Consider the following 20759-nt stretch of genomic DNA (forward strand, 5'->3'; position numbering starts at 1 on the left):
GGATCCCGCCCGTCGCCTCGTGGGCCGACGGGTGCCGGGCACCGGCTCGGGCCGCCGGCCACCACCGTCCTGGTGGTCGTCCACCCCGTCACCCGTTCGGCGACACCGGCAGCGGGACCTCCCAGCGCAGCAGCGTCCCCCATCCGTCGGCCACCGGCCGCACCGTGCACGAGCCGCCCCGACGCTCGGCGCGCTCGGCCAGGTTCCGCAGCCCGCTGCGGGCGACGGTCGGGTCGACGCCGCGGCCGTCGTCCCGCACCTCGAGGACCACCCGGTCGGTGACGTCCACGGTGACCGTGACGTGCCGGGCGCCGGAGTGCCGGGCGGCATTGCTCACGCCCTCGCGGACCACGGCGGTGACCTCCCCGGCCAGGTCACCGGTGACCAGGTTGTCGACCGCGCCGGACATGCGCACCGTGCAGTCCAGCTCCTCGCCCGCGGTCTCGGTGACGACGTCCAGCACCTGGCGTCGGAGGCTCTCGCCGTGGTCGGCGCCGTCGGTGGTGTGCAGGTCGAAGATCGTGGTGCGGATGTCCCTGACCGTCTCGTCGAGCTGGCCCACCACCTGCCGCAACCGCTGGTGGATCGCGACGTCGTGGACCCGGTTCGTGGTGGCCTGCAGGCTGAGGCCTGCGGCGAACAGCCGTTGGATGACGTGGTCGTGCAGGTCCCGGGCGATCCGGTCGCGGTCTTCGTAGACATCGAGCCTCCGGGCGACCTGCGCGCGGGTCGCCATGTCCAGCGCCAGCGCGACCTGGTCGGCGAACTCGCAGACCAGAGGGCCCACCGCTGGGTCGAAGGGTGCCCCGCCACCCCGGCGGGCGACGACCAGGACCGCGGCCCGCGCGTCGATGCTGCGCAACGGGACCCCGAGCGTGGAACCCCACGGCACGTGCCTGTTCGGCCCGTCGTAGGGGATGCCGCCCATGTCGAGGGCAACCATCTCCCCGGCGGCGTGCACTGCCCCCAGAGCCGGCGCGTCGTCAGGGTGCAGGCGCCGGCCGGTGCTGTCGACGAGCCCGTCCCCTGCCTGCGCCCGGACCTCGTAGGCGCCGTCGCCGGAGTCCGGTCCGGTGAACAGCCACACGCCGTCGGCAGCGGCCAGGTCGGCCACCCGGTCCACGACGAGGTGGAGCGCCTCGTCCGGTGACATGCCGTTGAGCAGTGCTCCGCGGACATCGCCCACGGCGTCGGTCCACCGGCGCCGGAGCTCGCCCTGCTCGAAGAGCCGGGCGTTGTCGATCGCGATCCCGGCCGCCCCGGCGAGGGCGACCAGCACGGCGGTGTCCTCGGCGGTGAACTGGCCGCCACCGCGCTTCTCGGTCATGTACAGGTTTCCGAAGACCGTGCCCCGGACCAGCACCGGCACCCCGAGGAAGGTGTGCATCGGTGGATGCCCCGGGGGGAAGCCGACCGACGCGGGGTGCGAGCTCAGCTCCGCGATGCGCAGGGGGTGCGGGTCGGTGATCAGCTGACCCAGTACGCCCTTCCCCTCGGGCAGGTGACCCATCGTCGCCTGCACGTCGTCGTCGAGACCGACGGTGATGAACGCCCCCAGCCCGCCTGTCGGGTCGAGCACCCCGAGGGCGCCGTACCGCGCGTCGACCAGCCTCGTCGAGGCCTCGACGATCTGCCGCAGCGTGGTGTCCAGGTCGAGGCCGGTGGTGACGCTGAGGAAGGCGTCCAGCAGATCCTGCACGCGCTCCTGGGTGCGGGCGACTGCGGACAGGCGCTCCTGGACCTCTCCCAGCAGCTCGGTCAGCCGCATGCCGGCGAGCGGGGACGGGGGGTGCTCACCGCCCGCCGCGGGCGGGGCGCCGGCTGGTTCGACCATGCCCGAGAGCATCGCAGCCCCGGTAGCGGGTGAACAGGCTCCGGACGAGACCGGGTGGACCACGGACGGGGACCTTCGTCCCGCCCGTCCAGGACGTGCGCCCGTCCTGGGTGGGCTCACGGGTGAAGACGCTGGCACCAGCCCGGTGCACGCACCCGGGGACGACACCGAGGAGGCCGTGGTGGACGACGAGACCGAGCCGAACGACCGGCAGGGCCGCGCGGGGACCAGGAGCGGGCACCCCCGGGTGGTGGTCGGCGTCGACGGGTCAGCCGGCTCCCGGGACGCCCTCGGGTGGGCACTCGTCGCGGCGGCCCGCGCCGGTGCGTCACTCGAGGTCGTGTCCGCCTTCCCGGTGGACTTCTACTGGACCGACCCCTACCTGCTCGACCGCGGCCGGGTCGACTCGCTGCGCTCGGACACCGGGGCGCGGACGCGGGAACTCGTCGAGGCGGTCCGCCGGGAGCCCGGCGTGGCCGCAGTCCCGGGCACCGGCGACGTCCCGGCGGAGGTCACCGTGGTGGCCGGGGCGCCGGCCGAGCACCTGGTCCGCGTGGCCGAGGGCGCCGACCTGCTCGTCGTCGGCAGCCGGGGCCGTGGCGGCATCCGCAGCACCCTCCTCGGCTCGGTGGCGCTGCACTGCTCCACCCATGCCGCGTGCCCGGTCGTCGTCGTCCACCCCTCGACGACGACCGGCCCGGCCCGTGTGGTCGTCGGGGTGGACGGGTCGGTGCCGTCCCGGACCGCGCTGGCCAGGGCAGCTGAGGCGGCTGCCGAGCGGGGCGCGGAGCTCGAGGTGGTGGCCGCGTACGACCTGCCGAACTACTGGAGCGAGCTGTACGTCGTGCTCGCCGAGTCGCTCGAGGAGGTCCAGGACGCCGCCCGACGACACGCCGAGGCAGCGGTCGCCGAGGTGCTGGGAGAGCAGCCGACGGTCCCGGTGACCGTGGTGACCGTCCGGGGGACGGCGGGGGAGGCGCTCGTGCAGCAGGCCGCCGGCGCCGAGCTGCTGGTCGTGGGCAGCCGCAGCCGGAACGCGCTGTCGGGCATGCTGCTCGGCTCGGTGTCCCTGCACAGCGTGGTGCACGCGCCCTGCCCGGTGATGGTCGTGCACCCGGCGCCGGGCGCCGCCCAGGAAGGGACGTCGTCCACCCTGGCCGGCGCCGCGAACTGACCGCCCGACCGTCGCCCAGGAGGAGCAGGGGGCCTTGGTCCCCGAGGGCCGAGCCGTACCGCTCTCGCCGCGGCCGAGCCGCCCGCCGATCGTGGAGGGGCAGGGATCAGACCCGCTGGGAGGAGAACCACCATGACCACACCTCAGGACGCCGGGACGTCGCGGCAGCGCCCACGCCCCGACCCGCTCGCCATGTCACCGGCGGAGAAGGTGGCCGCGGAGTGGGAGGCCCGGCACGACGCCGCGGCCCGCGGCCACAGCGGTTCCGCCGGCGCCGTTCAGCACTACCTCGCCGAGTCGCGGGCCCGCGAGGCGCAGCGCGGCGGGTCCGGGTCGGCCGCGCACGCCTCGACGCCGCCCCACAGCCCGGCACCGGTGGACCCGGCGTCGTCGACCCCGCCCCCGGCCCGGCGCCGACGCTGGTGGCCCTTCGGCAGAGCTCGCTGAGCGCGGATCCCCCGCACCTCAACCGGGCACGAGGTCCCGGCGTCGGAACGAGCCGAGACCGGCCGCCAGCAGCGCGACGGCCAGCGCAGACAGGGTGAGCAGCGGCAGCGCCGCCCACTTCTCGGCCGGCACCGCCGGCGTCCGGGCCACGGGGGACAGGACGGTCACCCATCCCGGCCAGTCGAAGGACTCGGCGAACAGGGTGATGACCGCGACGACCCCGACGACGATCCATGCGGCGGGCACCGCGGCGGCGGGGACAGCGCCGAGGAGCGCCCCCGCCAGCCCGGCCACCACCCACACCGCCGGTGCGTAGCCCAGCGCCGCCCCGGTGAGCCGGAGCAGGTCCGTTGCGTCACCGGTGACCACCGCGCGGCTGACGCCGGTGGCCAACCCGTCCAGCGCGAGCAGGGCCGTGGCCCCCACCAGGGCCACCGTCAGGTGGCTGCCCAGCCAGCGGAGCCGGCCGACACCGGCGGCCAGCACCGGCTCGGCCCGGCCGGCGGCCTCCTCGGTGCGCGCCCCGATCGTGGCCGAGACGGTGTAGCCGGCCACCATCAGCGCGGTGACCTGCAGGGTGACCCCGAGGTAGGCGTTGACCAGGCCGGCGGTCGAGCCCGCGGGGAAGAACACCTGTGCATCCGGGTTGTCACCGATCAGCGTCTCGACGGACTCGGCCAGGCCTCCGTAGACCAGGCCGAGCAGGACGATCCCCGCCGCCCACGCCAGCAGGGCGCCGCGGTGCAGCCGCCAGGCCAGGCCCAGCGGGCTGGACAGCGACCGCGGTGCCGTGGCCGCCCCGGGTCGGGGTTGCAGAAGCCCCGACCCCAGGTCGCGGCGGTCCAGCAGGTGCCGGGCGGCCAGCATCAGCACCGGCGTCCCGACCACGGGCAGCAGCAGCGGCCACCACCGGTCCGCCGACCACGGGTGGGTGGCCTGGGCCCAGCCGACGGGCGATGCCCAGGACAGCCCGTCGTGGGTGATGTCGCCGATCGCCCGCACCACGAGGGACAGCCCGAGCGCGCCACCGACCAGCCCGTGCACACCCCTGGTCCCCGCGGTCAGCTGCGCACAGACGGCGGTGACCCCGGTGAACACCCAGCCGACGCCGGCGGTGGCGGTGCCCAGCAGCACTGAACCCTGCTCCGGCAGACCGGTCAGCGCCGCCCCTGCCGCGACCGACGCCCCCATCCCCGTGCAGGCCAGCACCGACAGCAGGGTGGCCGCCGTCACCGGCGCGTGCCGCCCGACCTGCGCCGAGCGGACGAGCTCGGTCCGGCCGGACTCCTCGTCGGCCCGGGTGTGCCGCGCGGTGGTGAACATCGCCATCAGCACGGTGAGCACCACCAGCGGGGTCGAGATCTCGAAGGCAACCGTGCCGGCCACCGTGTCCAGGCCCACCGGCGGCCCGGAGAACGCGATGCTGGCCGCGTTGCTCCCCGCCGACGCCTGGTAGGCCGCCAGTGCCTCGGGAGTCCGGTAGATGGTCTGGTTGGAGGTGGACTGGACGGCCACCAGCGCGCCGCCGGCGAGCAGCCACACCGGTAGGCGCAGCCGGTCCCGGCGCACCGCGAACCCCAACAGCGCCAGGGTGCCGGTCAGCGTCGGGGTGCTCACGACGACCATCTGCCGGCCGGGACGGCCTCGGTCGGGACGTCACCGTACTGCCGCAGGAACAGCTCCTCCAGCGTCGGCGGGGCGCTGACCAGGCTGCGCAGGCCGGCCTCGACCAGTCGTCGGACGGCACCGTCGAGCTGGTCGCGGTCGACGTCGAACCGCACCCGCCGGTCGGCGACCTGCAGCCCGTGCACGCCGGGGAGGCCGGTCAACCCGGTGACGGCGCGCTCCGTCTCGGCGGTGACCGACGTCCGGGTCAGCGAGCGCAGCTCGGCGAGGGTCCCGCTCTGCACGGTCCGCCCCAGCCGGATGATGCTCACCCGGTCGCACAGCGCCTCGGCCTCGGCCAGGAGGTGGCTGGACAACAGCACGGTGCGCCCCTCGGCCCGGGCCTCGCGGATGCAGCTCTGGAAGATGGCCTCCATGAGCGGGTCGAGGCCGGAGGTCGGTTCGTCGAGCACGAGCAGCTCCACGTCGGAGGCCAGGGCCGCGACCAGGGCGACCTTCTGCCGATTGCCCTTGGAGTAGGTGCGCGCCTTCTTCCGCGGGTCGAGCTCGAAGCGTTCCAGCAGCTGCTCTCGGCGCCGCCGGTCGATCCCGCCCCGCAGCCGGCTGAGCAGGTCGATCACCTCGCCACCGCTGAGGGTCGGCCACAGCGTGACGTCGCCGGGCACGTAGGCCAGCCGCCGGTGCAGCGCGACGGCGTCCCGCCAGGGGTCCCCCCCGAGCAGCCGGACGCGTCCGGAGGTGGGCCGCAGCAGACCCAGCAGCACCCGGATGGTGGTCGACTTGCCCGATCCGTTCGGGCCGAGGAACCCGTGCACCTCACCGGCCCGCACCTGGAGGTCGAGCCCGTCCAGGGCGCGGGTGCGCCCGAAGGTCTTGACCAGGTCCGACACCGAGATCACCGCGGTCACAGCTGAGGACCGTGCCCGGCCGGGCGGTCCGCGGGAAGGTGCTCCCGCTGCTGATCCGCGGGACCGGCGACCCTGGTCCCGTCGCCGCAGGTCACGCTGCGCCCGGGGGCACGACCTGGTCGACCTCGAGCTGGGCGGCCACCCGGTCCGCCCAGCGGTCGATCGCCGGCCAGTCCCGTGCGTCGCCGGGACTACCGCCGACCGCCCGCCAGAAGGCCCGACCGGCCAGGCCCACCTCCCGGGTGTCGACGACCCTGGCGAACAGCGGGTGGACGTGCAGCGCCAGGCCCGGGGCGAACTTCCGTTGCACCCGGCGGACCTCCTGTGCGGCCATCCGGCGGCCCAGGAACCCGTCCGGGGCCACGCCGCCGACGCTGAAGGCCCAGCAGGGCCGTGCAGGGACCTCGAACGCGCGCCGGAGGAAGTCGACCGCCTCCGGCAACCACGCCATGCCGTGCACCGCGCTGCCCACCACCCGTGCACCAAAGTCCTACGGCTGCACGTCCGGGCCCAGCGGCAGGCAGGCGACCAGCACCCCGGACCCGCGCAGCCGGGCGGCAAACCGTTCGGCGATCGGGACGTAGGCCGGGCGCGGGACCGGCTGGGCGGGACCCCGGGATCGACCTGCGGTGCGGGCGGGAGAGCGAGGAGGGTCCCCGGTGACCGAGAAGCACACGCCGTACCCGGTCCGCGTCGACGCCACGCTCGACGCACCGATCTCCCGGTGGCTCTGGCTGGTCAAGTGGCTGCTGCTGATCCCGCACGCCGTCGTGCTGGCGTTCCTGTGGATCGGCGTCGGGGTCGTGTCGGTGGTCGCCTTCGTCGCCGTCCTGGTCACCGGCCGGTACCCCCGGCCGCTGTTCGACTACACCGTGGGGGTGCTCCGCTGGACCTGGCGGGTCCACTACTACGGCTACGCGGCTCTGGGCACCGACCGCTACCCGCCGTTCACCCTCGCCGACGTGCCGGACTACCCGGCGCACCTGGACGTGCCGTACCCCGAGCGGCTGTCCCGTGGGCTGGTGCTGGTCAAGTGGTGGCTGCTGGCGCTGCCGCAGTACCTGGTCGTCGCCGTCCTCGCCGGTGGCGGCCTCTGGTTGAGCTCCTGGTCCAGCCGCGGCGGGGACGACGGCTGGGCCTTCGGCGGACTGGTGGGCCTGCTGGTCGTCGTCACGGGGGTCATCCTGCTGTTCACCGGGCGCTATCCCGGGCAGCTCTTCGACTTCGTGCTGGGCCTGGACCGCTGGGTGCTGCGGGTCGTGGCCTACGCCACCCTGCTGACCGACGAGTACCCCCCGTTCCGGCTGGACATGGGCGGCACCGACCCGGGCTCGCGGCCCCTGACCGGCCCACCGGCACCCGTCGGGGGCGGGGCGGCTGTGGACGGGCCGACCCCGCCGGCCAGCTCGCCGGCGGTCGGCTCGCCGTCGGTCGGCGACGGCCGGCACCCGGTGGGCAGCCGGTGGACCGGGGGGCGCGTGGCGGCCCTGGTGATCGGCGCGCTGCTGGTGCTCGCCTCCACCGGGCCGCTCCTCGGCGGCGGAGCGCTGCTGTGGGCCGACCGCACCCAGCGGGACGGCGACTGGTTGACCAGCCCGGACGTCGTGGCCGCGACGGACCGCTACGCGCTGGTCAGCGACGACGTCCCCCTGGACACCGCCGGTGCGGACTGGGTCGTCGACGACTTCCTGGGCGACGTCCGCATCGAGGTGACCGCACTCGACGGGGAGGAGGTGTTCGTCGGCGTCGCGCCGTCCGCCGCGGTCGCCGGGTACCTGGGCGGTGTCGGACGCACCCGGGTCGACGACGTGGGTGACGAGGGGCGCGGCTGGGCCTGGGACACCGGCTCCGGGTCCCGCATGGGCCCGGCGATGATGGACGACCTGCCCGGCGGACCGCCGGGGACCGCCCCCGGCGAGCTCGACATCTGGACGGCGTCGTCCGAGGGCGCCGGGACGCAGACGCTGGAGTGGACCCCGGAGGACGGCGACTGGACGGTCGTCGTGATGCCCACCGACCGGGGCGCGGGCCTCGCCGTGCGGCTGGCCGTGGCCGCGACCGCACCGGGCCTGGTCTGGCTGGCCTCGGGGCTGCTCGCGCTCGGTGCGGTGCTGCTGGTCGCCGGCGTCCTGCTGATCGCGCTGGCGGTGCACCGCGCCCAGGGCCGCCCCACGCCACCGCCGGCCGGCCACCCGGCCGCGCCGACCGGCCCGGCCCCGGACCCGGGCGGCGCTCCACCGGCTCCGACCGTCGACCGGCCGCTGAGCCCCTCCGGCGGGCAGCGCTGAGCTGTCCGCGGGCCGACACCGCGCACCGACCGTCGGGTCGGGGGTGCCTGCGGCTCAGCCGCGCGGCGGTGCTGCCCGCCCGGTCCGGTCGACGGCATCGACGCCTCGGCCAGGCCGCCGGGCCCGCACGGCCTTGCCGATCGCGTCCACGGCCAGCACCGCGGGGACCGCGCACCCGGCCACGGCCAGGCCGGCCAGGGACGGCGGCCGATGGCCCAGCAGGTCCGCGACCGGTGGCACGGTGAGCACCGCGGCCAGCACGAGCACCTCGACACCCAACGCACCGACCAGCAGCGGGTTGCCGCGCCAGCCCAGCCGCCAGACCGGCCGGCTGCTGCTGCGGCAGGCGAAGGCGGTGCCGAACTGGCCGAGGACGATTGCCGTGAAGGCTGCGCCCGAGGCGGTCGCCAGCGCGGTGCCGGATGCCGTCTCGCCGTAGCTCCACCCCGCCGACACCAGCACGGTGAGGAAGGCGGTCATCGCGACGGTCGCCTCCACGGGTCCCAGCACGGCCAGCGCCCGGGTGAGCACGTGCCGGTCGACGAGCCGGCGGCGGGGCGGTGGACCCTCCAGCACCCGAGGGGAGGAGGGCTCCGCGCCCAGCGCCAGCGCCGGCAACAGGTCGGTGGCGATGTCCAGGCCGAGCACCTGCAGCACCCCGATGGCCAGGGGGACCGCACCCCCGGTGACGCTGAAGACCAGGAAGGGCGCGAGCTCGGCCACGTTGTCGGTCAGGTGGTAGGTCAGGAAGCGGCGGATGTTGGCGAACGTCGTGCGCCCCTGCCGCACCGCCGCCACGACGGTGGCGAAGTGGTCGTCCAGCAGCACCAGGTCCGCTGCCTGGCGCGCGACGTCGGTGCCGCTGCGCCCCATGGCCACGCCGATGTCGGCCGCCCGCAGCGCCGGCCCGTCGTTCACCCCGTCGCCGGTCATGGCCACCACGTGACCGCGTGCCTGCAGTGCCCGGGCGATGCGCAGCTTGTCCTCCGGCGCGACCCGGCACACCACGATCCCGTCGTGGTCGAGCAGCGCACCCAGGGCCGTCGCGTCGGCCGGCAGGTCGGCGCCGGTGACGACCCGGCTGGAGCCCTCCTGCCACAGCCCCACCTGGCGGGCGATCGCGGTCGCGGTGGCACCGGCGTCCCCGGTGACCATGGCGACCGCGATGCCGGCCCGCCGGCACTCCACGAGCGCGGCGTCCACACCTTCCCGCGGTGGGTCCTCCAGACCGACCAGGCCCAGCAGGTGCAGCTCCCGTTCGGCCTCGTCGGCCCCCGCCCGCGCAGGCAGGTCCACGGTGCGGACGGCGACGGCGAGCACCCGCAGCCCGGCGGAGGCCAGCCGGGTCGCCTCCGCAGCGGCGCCGGACGGGTCGGTGCAGCGGGGGAGCACCGAGTCGGGGGCACCCTTCACGTACAGCTCGTGGCCGACCAGGACCGACATCCGGCGGCGACGCGGGTCGAAGGGGAACCGGCGGGTGGCCGGGACGTCGTCCGGAGCCGGGGCGCCGCTGCGGCGGGCGAGGGCGTCCAGGGCGGCCTCCATGGGGTCGCCGGAGGCGGTCCACCCGTCCGGGGCCTCCTGGATGCGCCCGGTCGAGCAGCGCACCGCCGCCCGGGCGAGCTCCGCGGTGGCCTCCCGCGCGCCCGGTGGACCGGTGAGCTGCCCGGTCGGCTCGTAGCCCACGCCGCTCACCTGCACCCGACCTGCCGGTGTCCACACCTCGAGCACCGCCATGCGGTTCTGGGTGAGGGTGCCGGTCTTGTCGGTGCAGATGACGGTGGTCGAACCCAGCGTCTCCACCGACTCGAGCCGGCGCACCAGGGCCTGCTCACGGGCCAGCAGCTGGGCGCCGCGGGCCAGGGACAGCGTGACGGTGGGGAGCAGCCCCTCGGGGACCAGCGCGACGGTGACGCCGACGGCGAACAGGAACCCGTCGGAGGCCGGGAGCCCCAGGAGGAGGCCGGTGCCGAATCACGCCAGCCCGACGGCGACCGCCAGGACGGTGATGGCCCGGACCACCCGGTCCAGCTCCCGGCCCAGCGGCGACCTCGCGCGCTGCACCGTGCCGGTGAGCGTGGCGATCCCGGCCAGCCGGGTGTCACCGCCGACGGCGGTGACGGCGGCCGAGCCCTCGCCCTCGACGACGAAGCACCCCGCCGAGCCGGTGTCCCCGCCCGCCTTGTCCACCGGCTCGCTCTCCCCGGTGAGCATCGCCTCGTCCAGCCGCAGGCCGTGCACCTCCACCAGCACGAGGTCGGCGGCCAGCCGGTCACCGGCCTCGAGCAGCACCCGGTCGCCGACGACCAGGTCGACGGCGTCGACCTCCTGCCGGCGCCCGTCGCGGACGACGGTGACCCGGTGCGGGACGAGGTCCCGCAGGGCCTGCGCCGCCCGGTCGGCCCGGTGCTCCTGGACGAAGGCGAAGGTGCCGTTGAGCAGCACGACGACGACGATCGCCATCCCGAGCTGCGGCATCCCACCGAGCACGGCCAGCGCGGCGGCCCCCCACAGCAGCAGCGCGAAGAAGTGCACGAACTGGGCCACGAGCATGCGCGCCGCGGACGGGGGACGCTGCTGGGGCAACCGGTTGCCCCCGGGCACCTGCCGGTCGGCCACCTCGGCGCCGGTCAGCCCCTCCGACGACGACCGTGGCCGCCCTCCCGCCGGACCGATCGCGTCCACCCCAGGTCCTCCCGCTCCCGCACCGGCCCCCGGCGTCCCCCCGACCCTGCGTGCCCGCCCGCGCTCCGGGACAGGGACCAAGGGCGGTGTGCTCGCGGACCGATCCGCAGCGGAGTCGGCGCGGGACCGCCTCCGGGCAGTCCTGGACGCGGTGGCCGCGACCGAGGTCGACCGGACCGGACGTCGGTCGTGCGCAACCGGCTCTGGCCCGGGACGGAGTTCTCCCACTACGGTCGACCTGCACCGGACCTCCCTGCGGTGCGGTCGGAGGACCCCGTGGATCCGATGGCGCAACGCGACGACCCCGACCTACCCGTGCCGCGCGTCCCCGACGGCGAGCCGCGGCCGTCGTTCCCGGACGTCCCGCGCCTGGAGCTCGACCAGCTCCTCGCGCAGCTGGTCGACCGGGCGTCCAGCAGCGTGCTGCACCGCACCGCGGAGGCCGCCGGGGACCTCGTCGGAGCCCGGCGAGCCGGCCGGCAGGTCGCAGAACCGGGCGGCACAGGCAGGCGGTCGTCCGGTCCGCCTCAGCGGCAGCACGGTGGCGGCCTCGAGGTGCCCGTCCAGGTCCGCGGTGCCCCGATCGGGACGCGCCACCTGGAGGACAGCGACCACGGGTCCACCACCACCGAGGACCAGGAGCTGGTCCAGGCCCTGGCGTCGACCGCCGGCACAGCCATCCAGGGCGCCCGGCTGTACGAGTCGGCCCGCCGTCGGGTCGAGTGGCTGCAGGTCTCGGCCGCGATCACCCGGCAGCTGCTCTCCGGCTCGACGAGCGGTGCGGAGGCCCTCGACCTCCTCGCCCGGGGTTGCCGGGACGTCGTCGGGGCCGACGTGGTGGCCGTCCTCCGGCCCGGCGCGAAGGGGTCCGGCGTCCGGCAGCTGGGGGTGGACGTCCTGGTCGCTCCGGGCGAGGGCGCCCGGGCGGCCCGGTCGGTGCCCCTCGCCGGGACCGTGCTGGGCCGGGTCTTCGAGGGGGGCGCGCCGGAGTCCCTGGTCGGCGGCGCGCTTGAGGAGGAGTCCGGCGCCCTGCCGTGGACCGGCGTGCAGATGGGGGCGGTGATCGCGGTGCCCCTCGTCGGGGCCGGGGACGTCCGCGGGGTGCTCTGCGCCGCCCGTCGCCCCGGCCGGCCCGGGTTCTCGGTCACCGACACCGAGATGGCCGGTGGCTTCGCCAACCAGGCCGCGGTCGCCATCGAGCTGGCCGAGGCACGGGCGGACCAGCAACGTGCCGCCGTGCTGGACGAACGCGAACGGATCGCCACCGGCCTGCAGGACACCGTCGTCCAGCGGCTGTTCGGGATCGGGCTGGCGATGCAGGGCGTGCTCGCCGAGCTGGGCGACGGGCGGGCCGCCGGCCGGTTGCGGGCCATCGTGGACGAGGTGGACGCGACCATCGACCACGTCCGCAGCACGGTCTTCCCGTCGAGCACGGAGTCGGCCCCGGTGGACCCGCTCGACCGGGTGCTGGACGCCGTGGCCGAGGCGGGCGGCGTGCTGGGCTTCGAGCCCGACGTGCGGTTCTCCGGCTTGCGCTCGGGACGGGTGGCCGCCGACCTGGCCGAGGACGTCGCGGCGGTCGTCCGGGGGGCCCTGCTCGACGTCGCCGGGCGGGGGCGGTCGACCACCGCGGTCGTGGACGTGGTGGAGGACCGGGACGGGCTGGTCGTGCACGTGCGCGACGACGACGCGCGGGCACCGGACGGTCCCGGCGCCGCGGGCGTCGACCTGCGGGACCGCGCACGCCGGCACGGCGGCACCTTCACCGTCAGCGCGGCGACACCGCACGGGGTTTCGCAGTACTGGTGGGTGCCCCGGCCCTGACCCCGCGCAGCGCCCGCACCGCGATCAGGTCCACCCCGAGTTCGTGCCTCAGCAGCCCGCTCAGCGCCGTGCCCAGCAGCGGCAGCACCGCGACGACGGTCGGTCCGGGGTGCGGGTCCTGAGGCCACCTGCTCCTCCTGCGGTGTGGTGGCTGCCCAGGGGACTAGAGGTAGGTGCCCGGGGTGGCCGGGAAGGAGTCCTCCGGCTCCGGCTCGGGCGCGGCGCTGTGCTGGGCGCCCAGCCGCGCGGGCCCCATCGGCCCCAGGAGGACGCTGATCCGGAGGCTGTGGACGACCCCTTCGAGCCAACCGACCAGCCGGGCCTGGGCGACGCGCAGTTCTGCGGCGGAGGGCGGTGGTCCGCTCCCCAGAGGCCGTGCGAGCCGGTCGAGCTCCTCCCGCAGCTCGGGGGCGAGCCTGTCCTGCAGCTCCGCGACGGAGGTGTGGTGGATCTGCCGCAGTCGTTCTCGGCCGGCGTCGTCGAGGGGTGCGGCACGCACCTCCTCCAGCAGCTGCTTGACCATGGAACCGATCCGCACGAGCTTCGCCGGGTGCTCCACCGGCACGACCGGTCCGGGGAGGTTGCTCGTCGACCCGGTCACCAGGTCAGCTGCCCTGTCCCGGCTGCTGTCGGCGCAGCAGGCTGACCAGGGTGGTCGCCCCGGTCGAGGTGGCGGAGCAGCATCGGCCCACCCGGTGGCCGCCCGCTGGCGGCGATCACCGGCGAGATCCTGCGCACGGCGCGCTCACACCACCAGGTGCGCGGGCCGGCCGGTGACCTCTTCGAGGTCCTCGGCGGCCACGTGCAGCAGACGGTGGCCCAGGTCCACGAGGGCTCGGGCGACGGCGATCTCGTCACCGATCCGGGGCACGTCCGGGTCGGCGGGGGACAGGCGGGTGAAGCCCACCCCGACCAGCTCGTCGAGGTCGCGGGTGCGCAGGTGGGCCACCGCCCGCGTGCGCCCGTCGTGCTCACCGATGGTGATCCTGGTGGTCCAGGTCGTGGTCGCGTCCACGTCGGCCTCCTCGCTCGGGAGGTCCGACCCTGCCCGCGCCGGGGCCCCACCGACGCGGTCGGAGGGCCGTCGACGCAGGGACCATCGACCCGGGCGGGCCCGGCGGGGGGTGCCGGGCCCGTCACCGGACCGGTGCTGCCGTGCCGACCTCGAGGCCGGGGTCCTCCGGGGAGGGCGCGGGGCACGGAGGTGTGCGGCCCGGGTCACCTGGGGGTCGGTGGGGGGCTCGGGGGCGGGCGCTGCCGCGGGGCGGGTGGACGGTCCGGGCGTCGGTCACCCACAGGCCCTCCGGGTCCAGGTTCCACTGGACCGACTGCGGCGCGTCCGCGTGCGCCTGCAGGTGCAGCCCGAGTTCCACCACGGACAGGACCTGGTGCTCCGGGAGGGGAGGCGTGGTCGCCGGGGAGGCGTCGCCGGGCCACTCCAGGCGGCCGGTGGGGTCGAAGACCCAGCGACGGACCCCGCTGCCGACCGTGGCCGCCCGGGCGACCACGACGACGCGGTCGGGCCGACCCGTCACCGGGTCCGCGGTCGTGACCGTCCCGGTGACCGCGGGGCGGGCCCCGTGCTGGACCAGCACGGCCACCCGGGGGGAGGCGGTGTGGCCGGCGTCCGTCCGGGCGGCCACCACCGAGGGCGCGAAGACCGATCCCCACCCGGCGACCAGGGCCGCGGTCACGCCCGGCCCGCGAGCTCCGCCGGTGCCGTCGACCAGCGCCCGCGCCGTGGGCAGGTCCCGCCCGTCGACCACGCAGGTCGACAACGAGGTGAGGTCGGTCGCCGGGTCGCCCGGGTGGGCACTCCACCGCGTGAGCACGTCGGCCGCCAGCCGGTCGGGCAGGCCCGCCCGGAGGACCAGGGAACGGGCGCGGTGGCAGGCGCCGGCGAGCCCCGCGTCACCGTCCCCCCACGCGCCGTCCAGCAGACCCGTGACGGCCCGCCGGTAGAGGTGGGCGAGCTCACCGTCGACCCCGGTCTCCCGCAGTGCGCGCTCGCGGGCACTCGCGGTGACGACGAAGCCCGGGCGGACCGGGAAGCCGGCCCCCATCAGCGCGGACAGCCGCGCGCTGGCCCACCCGGTCTCCGCGGGGTCGACCGGATCGCCCAGCCCGGTCAGCAACGGCGCGGCGTCGCGGGACGGGACGGCGTGGTCCACTGTGCCTCCTCGGTGTCGTCCTCCCCGAGGGTCCCCGGGCCATCGGCGGCTGGGCAGGGACCTCTGGCAGGAGTTGCGGGACGGGGGTCCCCGGGTGCGGCCGAGGTCCCGCCCGCGGGGGACCGAGGACCCTGCCGGGGACCCGGCGCCGTCCCGCAGCCTGGTCCCGTCGTCGGTGGCCCACGGGTGGGCATGGACTGGGGAGTGCTGGTGCCGGAGGAGACGAGGCAGGACGTGTCGGACGCGGAGTCCTACGTGGACCGGGTCGACCGGGTGGCGGACGTGCCCAGCGGCGTGCTGGTCGGGCACGACGGGTCTGCCTGCGCGACCGAGGCCCTCCGGTGGGCGGCGGCCCTGGCGACCCGGGCGGGCTACGACCTGCACGTGGTGCGCGCCTGGTCGTTGACGAACGCTCCGCGCCCGGCGAGCTGGGAACCCGGCTACGTCCCGCCGCTGCACGACTGGGAGGGCGCGGTGCGCGAGCAGCTCGCGGCCGACGTCGCGGCAGCCGGCATCCGCGCCGGTGGGTCGGTCGTCCTGCACGCCGTCCACGGCGCGCCCGCGCCCCGGCTGATCGAGTCGGCCGCGAAGGCCGACCTGCTCGTGGTGGGGTCCCGCGGCAGGGGTGGCTTCCGGGGCCTGCTGCTCGGCTCGGTGAGCGACCAGTGCGTGCGGCATGCGCCCTGCCCGGTCACGGTCGTGCACACCGCCCCGCGGTCGGCAGCCGGTCGCTGAGCCGGCCCGGTGGTGGCTGCTCACTCCGCCACCGGGGCCCGGCAGGCGACGACGAACGACCGCGGCTGCGGTCACGGCTCCGCTGCCCTCGTCCCTCCTCGATCCTCCGGGCTGGGTGGGTGGTGCTCGATCGTCGCGTCGGAGCCGGGCACCACCACGCTGGTCCGGTCGTCGTCGGTCCAACGCACCGTCCACGGCGGGCTGCCGTCGGCGTGCGCGACGTCGATGACCTGGCCATGGCGCACCCGACCGCCCACGGCCGGCCCGCGCACGGTGAGCCAGTCCCCGACCTGCGCCCGCGTCATCGGGTGTGCTCCGAGGTCCTGTGGTCCGATCGACCAGCGACCGGCACGACGAGCACCGGGCACGGCGCCTGGTGCAGCAGCGATCGGGTGGTCGAGCCCAGCCCCGGGACCCGGCCGTGGTGGCGGTGACCGACCACCAGCAGCTCCGCGGTGCTCGCCGCACCGCACAGCCCCGGCGCTGGGCGCTGCTTGATCAACGCCGGCCGGACCTCGGTGCCCGGCCACTTCTCCTGCAGCCCGGCCAGCGCTTCGGCGAGCAGGCGCTGCTCCTCGTCCCGGACGCTGTCCCAGTCGATCAACGGGCTGATCGTCTGGTACGTGGGTTCCAGGGCAGGCTCGATCCAGGTGTGCACGGCCACGAGCTCGCAGCCCCGGGCGTCGGCTTCCTCGAAGGCGGCCTGCAGCACCGCCTCGTCCCCAGGTCCCCCGGACACGCCGACGACCACCGATCGGCCCGCCACCAGGGCCCGGTCGTCCTCGTCGGGCAGCACCAGCACCGGGCCGGCCGCGTGGGCGACGACCCGGGCCGCCGTGGAGCCCACGCCGGTGAGGGGGCTGCCGGACCGGCCACCGAGCACCACCAGGGGTGAGGTGACCGTCTCGTCCACGAGCAGCTCGGCCGGGTGCCCGGTCCGCACGACGGTGTCCACGCGGCAGCTGGGGACCAGGTCGCCGATGGCCTGGAGCAGGTCCTCGGCAGCCCACCGGGTCGTCGTCCCGAGGTCCGTCGCGGCCGGTCCCGCGAACCAGCTCCGGCGCACCGGGCGGTGCACGTGCACCAGCCGTAGCGGGGTGCGGCGTCGCGCGGCCTCGATGGCCGCTGCCCGGACGGTGGCCCGGGCTCCCGGCGTGTGGTCGACCGCGGCGACGACCGGGCCTTCGGCGTGGGTCATGTCCAGCTCCTGTCCGCCGGGGAGGACCCCGGCTCGTCGGGTGGTGGTCGGGTGTCCGCCCCGGGACCCGGGCGGCCCGCTCGGGTCAGCCCCGGCGGGATCGGCGCACGGACACGCGTGGACGGGCGACCCGGGCCCGGGTCAGGAACAGCGTCACTAGCACCAGTCCGGCCACGCCGACGAGTCGGTTGACGTCCACGGCAGGGCGCCACGACACGGTGCCACCGCTGATCACGTAGGCACCGGCCGGCCGGGCGCCGACCCCGAACCCGGCTCCCTGGCCTTCCTGGTCCTCGGCATGACCGCCACCGCCACCGCCACCGCCCCCCACGGCGGCCGCGGTGATCACGGTGACCCCGTCGACCTGCACGGGGTCGGCGAACACCCGCCTGACGGTGATGGCGTCGCGGGTCTGGCTCAACACGTCCTGCAGGTCCACGGGATCTCCTCCGGGAGGGCCGCTCGATCAGGGTGGCGACGAGTCTGGGCCGTGGGCCGGAGGTCCGGCACCACACGACGGCCCCGGCGTCGGGGACCTGGGTCCCTGGTCCTCGACGGGCGCCGGCCACACCATCGGGTCGGACAGCCCGAGGAGCCTCCCCGGCCGCGCCGGGGACCGGGGGTGACCCGATGTGGTGCCCGCACCCGGGCGCCCCGCTGCCGAGCCAGGAGGAACCATGCCGAACAGCACCGGACCGCAGCCGTACACCCACCTCGGGCTCGACGACCCGCCGCGTGACCGGCGCCGGGCCGGCGACGTGCTGGTGGGGGTGGACGGGTCACCCGGGTCACGGGCCGCGCTGGTGTGGGCCGCCCGGGAGGCGGTGAGCCGGGGGGTGGGGCTGAGGGTGGTCTGCGCGGTGCCGGTGGACGAGCCGTGGGCCGACCCCCTGCTCGTGCTCACCGAACGCGCCGACCAGGCCCGGTCCGACACCGCGCGGCTGGCGGCGGAGGAGGTCGACCGGGCGCGGGCCGAGCTCGCCGTCGGGGACCGGCCCTGGCCGGAGGTGACCGTGCAGACCCGGGTGGGTCTGCCCACGACCGTGCTGGAGACGGCGGCCGTCGATGCCGCGCTCCTCGTCGTGGGGTCCCGCGGACGGGGCGCGGCGCGCAGCGTGCTGCTCGGATCGGTGTCCCTGCACGTGGTGGTGCACGCCGGGTGCCCGGTGGTCGTCGTCCCCGGCCCGGGGAGCCCGCACGCGCCGGGTCCGCTCACCCCGCAGTCCGACCGACGGGTGGTGGTGGGTGTGGACAGCTCCGCCGCCGGCCGGGCCGCCGTCCGCGAGGCCGCGGCGCACGCAGCCCGGGCCGGGTCGCGCCTGGTGGTGGTCGCGGCCGTCTCGGAGCTGGACCTGTGGAGCCCGGTGCACGCGGCGTGGGCGCCGGCCGAGGCCGAGATCCGCCGTGCCGTGGAGTCCAGGGTGCAGGCCGTGGTCGCCGAGGAGTTCTCCGCGCTGCCCCCGGCGCAGCGTCCCGACCGGGTCGACACCTCGGTGCTGGCCGGGCCGGCGTCCGGGGTGCTGATCGACCAGGCGCAGGGGGCCGAGCTGCTCGTGGTCGGCACCCGGAACCAGGGAGAGGCGCGCGGGCTGGTGCTGGGTTCGGTCGCCCTCCACGCCGTGCTGCACGCCCCCTGCCCGGTCCTGGTCGTGCGCGCCGCTCCCGCCGACGAGGTCGCCCACCCCGATGCCCGCACCGAGGACGGTTCCGCGGTCCGCACCGGCGCCTCGGGCACCGGCTGACGCCCGGTTCGACCTGAGGTGCCCGGCGGCCTGCGCATCGCCGTCGGGCGCGACCCCGCCGGGGCGGCGGGCGGCCTGCCGCAGACGTCCGGGGACGGCGCCGTCGTCGCCCACGTGCGGCCACCGGGTGTGCTGGGGAGATGGCGAGGACGTCGCCGGGGTGGTGCCCGTGCCCGAGGCGGTGCCGCGCGGGGTGACCAGCAGCAGGTGACCGCGCTGGCCGCTCACCTGCCGCGGACCCGGCCCTCGACCAGGCACGTCGCGCCGGCGACGTGCGTCTGGACGACCCACAGGTGCCGCCGTACCTCGGCCAGCACGTCGACCTCACCCTGGGGGAGCGACACGGCCACCGTCCGGTCGGGCTCGAGCGCAGGGTGGGCGAAGGCACCCCGGGCCAGCTCGGTGGCCATGCCGTGCGGCACGCGGTCGGTCAGGGAGAACACCACCTTGACCTCGGCCTCGGTGTCCTGGACGTCCACCCGGCCGACCAAGCCGGCCTGGTCGTGGGCCGTCAGCCCGTGTGGGTCGTGCTCGAACCACCAGGCGGTCGGCGCCGGCACGGTCGCGAGGGGTGCCTGACCACGCGGTCGTCGGTCCGGGGGCGGCCGGGTGTCGGGTGCTCGGCCAGGGCTCACGGTCGTCCTCCGTCGATCAGGGGTGGGTACCGGTCGATCGTCGGGCTGAACCACCCTTCCGCGCAGGGGTCCCTCGACACCTGCGACGAGGACCGATGGCCTCCCGTGCCGCCGCGCGCCCGTCGACGCTCAGGGCTCGGGGAGCGGGGCCGACACGCGAGCCCGGGGACACCGCGGCAGGTCCGCCCCGATGCGGGCCCGGAACCACGTCCCGGCCACCGCGAGGTGCACGCCGAGGTCCACGCCGCCCGGGTCGGTCCCCAGCACCACCAGGGCTCCGTCTCCGGTCACCCGCAGCGAGGCCGACCCGGGTACCTGGAGATGACTCCGGGACCCGTCCGGGCGGATCACCACGACCTCGGCCACGCTGACCTCCCCGTCCGTCGGCCGTGCCCCGACGTGTGCGGCACGGTCACGGCTCCGCGGTGGCCGGGTCGGGCCAGGGCGCATCCCACGGTTCGAGCACGTCGGCCAGCCCGCGCCGCCCGGTGGGCGGCACAGGCGGCGCGCTGGAGGACGCCCAGCCCAGGCGCAGCAGGACGTGCGGGACCAGCCCACCGGTCACCTCGTCCCGCACCCGGGCTCGCAGCTCGGGGACCTGGAGGAGCTGGGTCACGGGCTGTGCGGCCATCCCCACGACGGTGGCCTCCAGCAGGACCGAGCTGAGGGCCTCCCCGGCGCGCAGCCGGGCCAGCCGACCGTCCTCGCGGGTGACCAGGAGGGCCAGCCACGTCCCGTCGTCGGGGTCGGTGGTCAGCGGCGCGGGGAGCTCGGCCCCCGCCACGTTCTGCAGCGGGAAGGTCGGTGCGTCATCACCACGGCCCGGGTCGCTCACGTTCCCGGCCGGGACGCCGTCCTGAGCCCCCCGGCGGCGGCCTGACCAGGAGTGCGTCTCCGCGACAACCCCGGGGGTGAGGGCCTGCGCTACGGCAGCCGCCTCGGCGAACTGCGCGATCCGCCACCGTTCCCCAGGAGCGTCCAGCGGCAGGAGCTCCGCGCCGGCGTCCTCGGCGAGGCGGCAGAATCCTTCCCGCAGCTGGTCCGGGACCGGCCAGGAGGTGAACGCCCGCCGGTCGGTGCGGCGCCGCTCGATCGCCGACGCCAGGGCCAGGTCCTCCTGGCTCGGCTCGCGGGGATGCATCTCCACGGCCGCGAGGTGGTCGGGTCGCGCCGGGTCGGGGATCCGGTGCACCAGCGGCTGCCAGCCGGCCGCACGCAGCGCCACCTGCAGGTGGTGCAGCGCAGCCCCGCACGCCACCACGAGGTCGTGGTCGTAGGGGTCGCTGGCGTCCAGCCGACGGTCTGGGTCGGCGAACAGGTGCAGCGACGACGGTCCGATCCGCCACCGCCACGGCTGCGTGTTGTGCAACGAAGGCGCACGGCAGGCCAGCTCGATGACGCTCCTCGCCGTCGCCGGGTCCAACAGGGCGTCGCCGGCACCGGCACCGTGTCGCCACCGGGCGGCAGGGCGTGTCCGGTCGTCGGGCGGGCG

At 76.3% G+C, this 20759-nt stretch carries 20 protein-coding genes; 6 read left to right on the forward strand and 14 right to left on the reverse strand.

Features of this window, described 5'->3' with window-relative positions:
* Positions 1-88 precede the first annotated feature (88 nt).
* On the reverse strand, positions 89-1834 hold the full coding sequence (locus UXQ13_RS20495) for a sensor histidine kinase (protein WP_225235692.1): 1746 nt from the start codon (positions 1832-1834) through the stop codon (positions 89-91).
* Positions 1835-1979: 145 nt separating this feature from the next.
* Here UXQ13_RS20495 and UXQ13_RS20500 point away from each other — a divergent pair, with 145 nt between their 5' ends.
* Both UXQ13_RS20500 and UXQ13_RS20505 read left to right on the forward strand, forming a co-directional pair.
* A complete protein-coding gene (locus UXQ13_RS20500) occupies positions 1980-3008 on the forward strand; it encodes a universal stress protein (protein ID WP_225235693.1) in 1029 nt (342 codons plus the stop codon).
* A 132-nt stretch (positions 3009-3140) separates the two neighbouring features.
* On the forward strand, positions 3141-3455 hold the full coding sequence (locus UXQ13_RS20505; protein ID WP_225235694.1) for a hypothetical protein: 315 nt from the start codon (positions 3141-3143) through the stop codon (positions 3453-3455).
* Positions 3456-3473: 18 nt separating this feature from the next.
* Here the strand turns inward: UXQ13_RS20505 and UXQ13_RS20510 are convergent, their stop codons facing one another.
* The 3 genes from UXQ13_RS20510 to UXQ13_RS20520 all read right to left on the reverse strand — a co-directional run bounded on the left by UXQ13_RS20510 (position 3474) and on the right by UXQ13_RS20520 (position 6440).
* Positions 3474-5072: an ABC transporter permease gene (locus UXQ13_RS20510; protein ID WP_336392877.1), complete on the reverse strand. Its 1599-nt coding sequence runs from the start codon at positions 5070-5072 to the stop codon at positions 3474-3476.
* Positions 5069-5989 carry an ABC transporter ATP-binding protein gene (locus tag UXQ13_RS20515; RefSeq protein ID WP_225235696.1) on the reverse strand — a complete coding sequence of 307 codons (921 nt, stop codon included), beginning with the start codon at positions 5987-5989 and terminating at the stop codon, positions 5069-5071. The genes UXQ13_RS20510 and UXQ13_RS20515 overlap by 4 nt, the downstream gene beginning before the upstream one ends.
* A gap of 91 nt (positions 5990-6080) precedes the next feature.
* Positions 6081-6440 carry a hypothetical protein gene (locus UXQ13_RS20520; protein ID WP_225235697.1) on the reverse strand — a complete coding sequence of 120 codons (360 nt, stop codon included), beginning with the start codon at positions 6438-6440 and terminating at the stop codon, positions 6081-6083.
* A gap of 208 nt (positions 6441-6648) precedes the next feature.
* Between UXQ13_RS20520 and UXQ13_RS20525 the strand changes: the two genes are divergently transcribed.
* Positions 6649-8277, forward strand: a complete 1629-nt coding sequence (locus tag UXQ13_RS20525; protein WP_225235698.1) for a DUF4389 domain-containing protein — start codon at positions 6649-6651, stop codon at positions 8275-8277.
* A gap of 54 nt (positions 8278-8331) precedes the next feature.
* Here UXQ13_RS20525 and UXQ13_RS20530 read toward each other — a convergent pair whose 3' ends face one another.
* Complete coding sequence (locus UXQ13_RS20530; RefSeq protein WP_225235699.1) at positions 8332-10098, reverse strand: cation-translocating P-type ATPase; 1767 nt, start codon at positions 10096-10098, stop codon at positions 8332-8334.
* Positions 10099-10251: 153 nt separating this feature from the next.
* Complete coding sequence (locus tag UXQ13_RS20535) at positions 10252-10962, reverse strand: HAD-IC family P-type ATPase (RefSeq protein WP_336392878.1); 711 nt, start codon at positions 10960-10962, stop codon at positions 10252-10254.
* A 285-nt stretch (positions 10963-11247) separates the two neighbouring features.
* On the opposite strand from UXQ13_RS20535, the gene UXQ13_RS20540 reads away from it, so the two are divergent.
* Complete coding sequence (locus tag UXQ13_RS20540; protein ID WP_225236159.1) at positions 11248-12786, forward strand: GAF domain-containing sensor histidine kinase; 1539 nt, start codon at positions 11248-11250, stop codon at positions 12784-12786.
* Positions 12787-12949: 163 nt separating this feature from the next.
* Here the strand turns inward: UXQ13_RS20540 and UXQ13_RS20545 are convergent, their stop codons facing one another.
* The 3 genes from UXQ13_RS20545 to UXQ13_RS20555 all read right to left on the reverse strand — a co-directional run bounded on the left by UXQ13_RS20545 (position 12950) and on the right by UXQ13_RS20555 (position 14957).
* Positions 12950-13387 (reverse strand): proteasome activator, encoded by a 438-nt coding sequence (locus UXQ13_RS20545; protein ID WP_318250083.1) that lies wholly within the window; start codon positions 13385-13387, stop codon positions 12950-12952.
* A 144-nt stretch (positions 13388-13531) separates the two neighbouring features.
* Entirely contained in the window at positions 13532-13801 is a 270-nt protein-coding gene (locus UXQ13_RS20550; protein ID WP_225236158.1) for a DUF1876 domain-containing protein, read from the reverse strand.
* Between the two features lie 121 nt (positions 13802-13922).
* Positions 13923-14957 (reverse strand): PEP-utilizing enzyme, encoded by a 1035-nt coding sequence (locus tag UXQ13_RS20555; protein ID WP_336392879.1) that lies wholly within the window; start codon positions 14955-14957, stop codon positions 13923-13925.
* A gap of 192 nt (positions 14958-15149) precedes the next feature.
* On the opposite strand from UXQ13_RS20555, the gene UXQ13_RS20560 reads away from it, so the two are divergent.
* Positions 15150-15692, forward strand: a complete 543-nt coding sequence (locus UXQ13_RS20560) for a universal stress protein (protein WP_225235701.1) — start codon at positions 15150-15152, stop codon at positions 15690-15692.
* 71 nt (positions 15693-15763) lie between these two features.
* Here the strand turns inward: UXQ13_RS20560 and UXQ13_RS20565 are convergent, their stop codons facing one another.
* From UXQ13_RS20565 to UXQ13_RS20575, 3 genes are all read right to left on the reverse strand, one after another.
* Positions 15764-15997: a DUF1918 domain-containing protein gene (locus tag UXQ13_RS20565; RefSeq protein ID WP_225235702.1), complete on the reverse strand. Its 234-nt coding sequence runs from the start codon at positions 15995-15997 to the stop codon at positions 15764-15766.
* The gene (locus tag UXQ13_RS20570; protein WP_225235703.1) at positions 15994-16890 is read right to left on the reverse strand and encodes a universal stress protein; all 897 of its coding nucleotides are present in this window, start codon (positions 16888-16890) and stop codon (positions 15994-15996) included. The genes UXQ13_RS20565 and UXQ13_RS20570 overlap by 4 nt, the downstream gene beginning before the upstream one ends.
* Before the next feature lie 85 nt (positions 16891-16975).
* Positions 16976-17329 carry a hypothetical protein gene (locus UXQ13_RS20575; RefSeq protein ID WP_225235704.1) on the reverse strand — a complete coding sequence of 118 codons (354 nt, stop codon included), beginning with the start codon at positions 17327-17329 and terminating at the stop codon, positions 16976-16978.
* Between the two features lie 238 nt (positions 17330-17567).
* Here UXQ13_RS20575 and UXQ13_RS20580 point away from each other — a divergent pair, with 238 nt between their 5' ends.
* Positions 17568-18632, forward strand: coding sequence for a universal stress protein (locus UXQ13_RS20580; protein ID WP_336392880.1), 1065 nt, complete (start codon positions 17568-17570; stop codon positions 18630-18632).
* 224 nt (positions 18633-18856) lie between these two features.
* On the opposite strand, the gene UXQ13_RS20585 is transcribed toward UXQ13_RS20580, so the two are convergent.
* Both UXQ13_RS20585 and UXQ13_RS20590 read right to left on the reverse strand, forming a co-directional pair.
* The gene (locus tag UXQ13_RS20585) at positions 18857-19192 is read right to left on the reverse strand and encodes a hypothetical protein (RefSeq protein ID WP_225236169.1); all 336 of its coding nucleotides are present in this window, start codon (positions 19190-19192) and stop codon (positions 18857-18859) included.
* Positions 19193-19679: 487 nt separating this feature from the next.
* On the reverse strand, positions 19680-20690 hold the full coding sequence (locus tag UXQ13_RS20590) for an Acg family FMN-binding oxidoreductase (RefSeq protein ID WP_404820984.1): 1011 nt from the start codon (positions 20688-20690) through the stop codon (positions 19680-19682).
* Between the last annotated feature and the right edge of the window lie 69 nt (positions 20691-20759).

Source organism: Klenkia terrae, assembly GCF_037083865.1.
Lineage (GTDB): Bacteria > Actinomycetota > Actinomycetes > Mycobacteriales > Geodermatophilaceae > Klenkia > Klenkia terrae.